This is a genomic window from Synechococcus sp. GFB01 (assembly GCF_001039265.1).
GTDB lineage: Bacteria > Cyanobacteriota > Cyanobacteriia > PCC-6307 > Cyanobiaceae > NIES-981.
This window is the reverse complement of record NZ_LFEK01000092.1, coordinates 1-5,275: the sequence shown is the minus strand read 5'-3', so window position 1 is coordinate 5,275 and position 5,275 is coordinate 1. Positions and strand designations below refer to the sequence as shown.

At 70.5% G+C, this 5,275-nt stretch carries 3 protein-coding genes and 1 pseudogene; 1 reads left to right on the top strand and 3 read right to left on the bottom strand.

Annotation, left to right across the window (positions count from 1 at the left end; translation table 11 throughout):
* A partial coding sequence (locus SYNGFB01_RS09685; RefSeq protein ID WP_048017863.1) for a hypothetical protein occupies positions 1-1,522 on the bottom strand: 1,522 nt, incomplete at its 3' end.
* 137 nt (positions 1,523-1,659) lie between these two features.
* On the opposite strand from SYNGFB01_RS09685, the gene pdhA reads away from it, so the two are divergent.
* A complete protein-coding gene (gene pdhA / locus SYNGFB01_RS09680) occupies positions 1,660-2,775 on the top strand; it encodes a pyruvate dehydrogenase (acetyl-transferring) E1 component subunit alpha (RefSeq protein ID WP_048017862.1) in 1,116 nt (371 codons plus the stop codon).
* Positions 2,776-2,840: 65 nt separating this feature from the next.
* On the opposite strand, the pseudogene SYNGFB01_RS09675 reads toward pdhA, so the two are convergent.
* Positions 2,841-3,765: pseudogene (locus SYNGFB01_RS09675) on the bottom strand (sigma-70 family RNA polymerase sigma factor).
* A gap of 79 nt (positions 3,766-3,844) precedes the next feature.
* Positions 3,845-5,275, bottom strand: a 1,431-nt coding sequence (locus SYNGFB01_RS09670; RefSeq protein WP_053068429.1) for an NAD(P)H-hydrate dehydratase, incomplete at its 5' end; no start/stop codon positions are given.

The following is a 5,275-nucleotide window of genomic DNA, read 5'->3' as shown; positions in this document are numbered from 1 at the left end:
CCAGCGCGGCGGTCACGGCGGCCGCGCCCAGCCAGTGTCGCCGGCTCCACTGGAGCTCGGGCAGGCTCAACGGCAGCCGCGGCAGTCCGAGCTGAGGAAGGCTGAGCCGGGCACGCCAACTGCGGAACTGCTCGCCCAGCCAGTCGGGCTGATTCAGCTCGTCGGCGCCGCTTTCCGGGCTGTCATGGCCGCTGGCGGCGGCCATGGGGCTGTCAGCGAAGCCGCCTTCCGCGCCGGCGAGCGGCTCGAGACGCTCGTCGGGCGGCACAGGCGATCCCCAGTCGAGCGGCGGCCAGCCCCCGACTGAGCCGGATCCGGAACTCGGGCTGGAACCGGGTTCCGCGCGCCGGGAGGCCGGTTGGTCGTGCTGATCCACGTAGCTCATCACGTCCCGGTCGGCGAACCAGGCCTCGAGGTCGGGATCGGCTTCCAGGTCGCGGTATCCCGGCAGCACATCCCTGCCCAGCCAGTCGCGGCAGTAGGCACAGAGCTGGGCCAGGGGGTCATCGCTCTGCTGCGCGGCCCACTGGCGCAGTTCCGGCGAAGCCCCCGATCCAAACAGCTCCAGCGCCGCATCCACCTTGCCCAGCAGCAGGTGCAGGCAGGACTGGAGGGGCTCGGTGCCCGGCTGGCCACCAGCCTGGAGGCGATCCAGGGCGGCAGCGATCTGCTCCGGTTTGCGCCGGGCGAAGCCGGAGGCGGTGAGGGCGGTGGTGGCGAGGAAGTGGGCCGCGTTGGAGTGGCCCCCCCAGCGGCTGAACAGATCCACCTGCTCCTGCACCGTGAGAAAGGAGCGGATCTGGCGAAAGAAGGCCATGAAGTCGTCCGCCGGAAGGCGAGGATCACCCTCCCCTTCCAGGCCGCCACGCCGTTGCACCAGGTCTTCGAGCAGGGCGAGTCCCTCGCCGCGCTCACCGGTGGCAGCCAGGTCGCGGCTGAGCAGGTCGAGCACCCGGAAGGGCTGCAGCCCTTCGAGTTCATCCTGCAGCTGCTGGCGCAGCAGAGGCTGCTGACCCGTGCGCTGCAGCAGCTGCAGTCCCTGCAGCAGGNTCTGGGCAGCCGTTTCGTAGCGGCGCTGCTGATGCAGATCCGCCGCAGCAGCGAGGCAGGCCAGCCCGGCCAGCAGGGAGAGGTCGGCCTCGCGTCCGCTGCCGAGCGTCGGCGCCTGGGGCGGCTGCAGTTGCCGCCTGGCCAGTTCGAAGCATTCCGGGGCCAGCCCCGCCTCGAGCAGCAGCAGCAGGCCTCCCAGATCACGGCTGCTGGGGATCTCCAGGGCGGCCAGGGCGCCGGGCTCCTGGGCCGCCAGGGTGGTCAGGCTGGCCTCGTAATCGGCCCGTCGTTCGGAATCACTGAGCAGATCGGCACTGGCCCGCAGCAGCTCGTCCCGGGCCTCGAGGGTGTCGGCGGTGAAGCCCTGGGCGGGTGGCCGGTCGAGCCGCAGTTGGAGGGTGTGCAGAACGGTCTGGGCATCGGTGGCGGGGTTCACGCCAAGCAGCCGGAAATGGTCGATCGGCAGTTCCAAGCCGGCCCAGTCACTGGTGGCTGACTGTAGGAAGGGTCTGGGGTTCTGGCTCACCCCTGTGGGGCTTCGGAGATCCCGGTCGTGGTCAGACCCCGTACAGTTCAGGCACGATCAGCCTTCTGCACGGGCCGGCATCCATGACACAGGCAGACATGAGTCGCGACATGGCCGCCGCTTCCGGAGCTCCGGCCTGTTCCGCCGACGACACCCACGTGGCTGGTCCCCACGCCGAGCGTCTGGAGAATCTCTACCCCGCCACCCCGGCCACGGTGAACCGCGACGAGGGGTTGATGCTCTACCGCGACATGGTGCTCGGTCGGCGCTTCGAGGACAAGTGCGCCGAGATGTACTACCGCGGCAAGATGTTCGGCTTCGTGCACCTCTACAACGGCCAGGAGGCCGTCAGCACGGGCGTCATCAAGGCGATGAAGGCGCAGCACGACTGGTTCTGCAGCACCTACCGCGATCACGTGCACGCCCTCAGCTGCGGGGTGCCGGCCCGCGAGGTGATGAGCGAGCTGTTCGGCAAGGCAACCGGTTGCAGCAAGGGCCGCGGCGGCTCCATGCACCTCTTTTCCAGGGAGCACCACCTGCTCGGCGGCTATGCCTTCATCGGCGAGGGCATCCCGGTGGCCCTCGGCGCCGCCTTCACCAGCCGCTACAAGCGCGACGCCCTTGGCGATGCCTCCAGCGATGCCGTGACGGCCGCGTTCTTCGGCGACGGCACCTGCAACATCGGCCAGTTCTACGAGTGCCTCAACATGGCGGCCCTCTGGAAGCTGCCGATCCTGTTCGTGGTGGAGAACAACAAGTGGGCCATCGGCATGGACCACAACCGCGCCACCAGCGATCCCGAGATCTGGCGCAAGGCGGCGGCCTTCGGCATGGCCGGCGAGGAGGTCGACGGCATGGATGTGCTGGCCGTGCGGGCCGCGGCCCAGCGGGCGATCGAGCGGGCCAGGGCCGGTGAGGGTCCCACCCTGCTGGAGTGCCTCACCTACCGCTATCGCGGCCATTCCCTGGCCGACCCCGATGAGCTGCGCGCCCAGGCGGAGAAGGACTTCTGGGCCCAGCGCGATCCGATCAAGCGCCTGGCGGCCCACCTTGTCGAGCACGGCCTGGTCGCCGCCGAGGAGCTCAAGGCGATCGACAAGGAGATCGATGCCGTGGTGGCCGACTGCGTCGAGTTCGCCCTGGCCGCTCCCGAGCCCGATCCCTCCGAACTCACCCGCTACATCTGGGCCGAGGACTGAAGGCCTGGCCAAGCTCGAGGGCCGCTGCTGTGCGGCCTCTGAGCAGCAGCCTCTGATCGGCAGCGTCAGAGGGCCTGTGGGGACCGGCGGGTGAGGTTGCGCAGCTTGCGCAGGGCCTTGAGTTCCACCTGCCGCACCCGCTCCCGCGACACCTCGAGCAGGCGTCCGATCTCCGCCAGGGTGTGACGCTCCTCGCCATCGAGGCCGAAGCGCAGGCGCAGCACCTGATGCTCCTGGTCGCTCAGGTGCTTCAGCCAGCGGCCCAGCTGCTCGTGGTGGATGCCCCGTTCCACAGAGTCGAGCGGATCCTCGCTGCTGCGGTCGGCGATCAGGTCGCCCAGGAAGCTGCGGCCCTCATCCCCCTTCACCGGTGCATCCAGGCTGGAGGTGGTGAGCGACTGTCGCAGCAGTCCATCGAGTTCCTCGACCGGCATCGAAAGGGCCTCGGCGATCTCGTGGCGGCTGGGCATGGTGCCGAGCTGGTGGGCCAGCTCGAGGCTCACCTTGCGCACGGCCGAGAGGCGTTCGCTCAGGTGCACCGGCAGCCGGATGGTGCGCGACTGGCAGGCGATGGCCCGGGTCATGCTCTGGCGGATCCACCAGAAGGCATAGGTGGAGAACTTGTAGCCACGGGTGGGGTCGAACTTCTCGACAGCCCTCTCCAACCCCAGTGAGCCCTCCTGAATCAGGTCGAGCAGCTCGAGGCCCTTGCCCTGATATTTCTTCGCCACGCTCACCACGAGGCGCAGATTGGCCTTCATCATGCGCTGCTTGGCGCGCTGGCCGATGCGCAAGGTTTTTTTTCTGATGGTCGCTGTAACGCTGCTCGCCAGATTCGAGCAGCTGCATCATCGCCTGCACCTGGTTGCCGAGCTCGATCTCCTCGGCCGGTGTCAGCAGAGGTTCACGGCCGATCGTGGCCAGATACCAGCTGATCGGGTCGCTCGAACGTCTGCGACCTCCATCGCCAGCGCTTCGCAGGGATGACAAANCCCATTCAAGCTGCCTGATGAGGGTGCAACTCTGGCGCCGAAAAANCGGAAANGCGGATGTGTTTTCAGCAANCCCTTCAGGTTTTGCTTGTAAAANNGCACACACGATTGCTGTGGTGCAGGTGGCGTGCCGTGTCGCTGGGGCTGCCGTCTCCCTCCAGCTGGGCCCGCCGAGCGGCTTCGGCGTGGGCCAGGGCGGCCAGCGCCAGCGTGGCGGCATCGGCGTCRCCGTCAGCGGCCAGGTCCGCGGCCCCCAGTCCGGCGCAGAACCCCGCCAGCACATCGCCCAGGCCGGCCCTGGCCGCACGGGGCTCGGCGCTGAGCAGCTGCCAGCAGCGGCCATCCGCAGCGGCCACAACGCTGCGGGCTCCCTTGAGCAGGAGCGCGATACCGCAGCGCTCCGCCGCCGCAGCGGCGGCCTCCAGGGCCGGCGCGGCGCTCAGATCCGGGAACAGCCGGTCGAACTCCCCCCGGTGGGGCGTGAGCCAGGTGGGGCCGCCGCGGCCCTGCAGCCAGCGGCAGCCTCCCCCCTCCGTCCGACTCGCCTCGGGACCGGCCACAGCCAGCCGGTTGAGCCCGTCGGCGTCGAGCACCAGCAGGCCTGGGAAGCGCTGCAGGAGCTGCCAGGCCTGGGCTTCGGGGTCGTCGACTGACCCCGCGGCTGCCTCGCCACTCCCCAGACCCGGCCCCAGCAGCACGGCATCGAGCCGATCCAGGTCGCAGCCTGCAGCCCGGCCAGCTGCAGCCGCCCCGAGCCCGTGCAGCCGAGGGTGCGCGTCAGCACCACTTCGGGGAAGGCGAGCCAGAGGGCTTCGGCGATCGAGCCGGGCAGGGCGGCCCGCAGGCTGCCGCAGCCGCTGGCGCGGGCGCGGCCAGGGCCAGATGGGCCGCACCGCGGTAGGCCTCGCTGCCCGCCACCAGCAGCAGCCGGCCTCGCTCGTATTTCCCCGCCGCCGGATCGTCAAGCTCGGGCCAGGGGCCGCTGGCCAGGTCCGCCGCCCCCAGGGCCAGGGGCTGCCGTGGCGGCAGGGTCTGAAGCAGGGCCGGGGGCAGCCCCAGCTCGATCCGCTCCAGCCGCCCCACCCAGGCCAGGGCGCTGTCCTGCAGCAGGCCCGTCTTGAGCAGGCCGATGCTGAAGGTGCGGCAGGCCCGGGCCGCCACGCGCCGGTGAGCCGGCCCGTGTCGGCGCAGAGGCCGGTGGGCACGTCCACGGCCAGCAGCTGCCGGGGCCGCCGCCGCTGGCGCTCTGCCAGCAGGGTCTCGATCGCCTCGGCCGGCGGCTGCCGCTGGCCGAGGCCCAGCAGGGCGTCGATCCAGAGGGCGTCGTCGGCGGGATCGGGCTCAACGCCCGGCTCCGTGATCCCGAGCCAGAGGGCGTGGCGGCGGTGGCGCTCGGTGAGGGGTTTGCGCCGCTCGAAGGGAGACCACAGCCGCACCGCCACCCCGGCCAGATGCAGCTCCCGGGCGATCACCAGGCCATCGCCGCCGTTGTGGCCGGGCCCCACCAG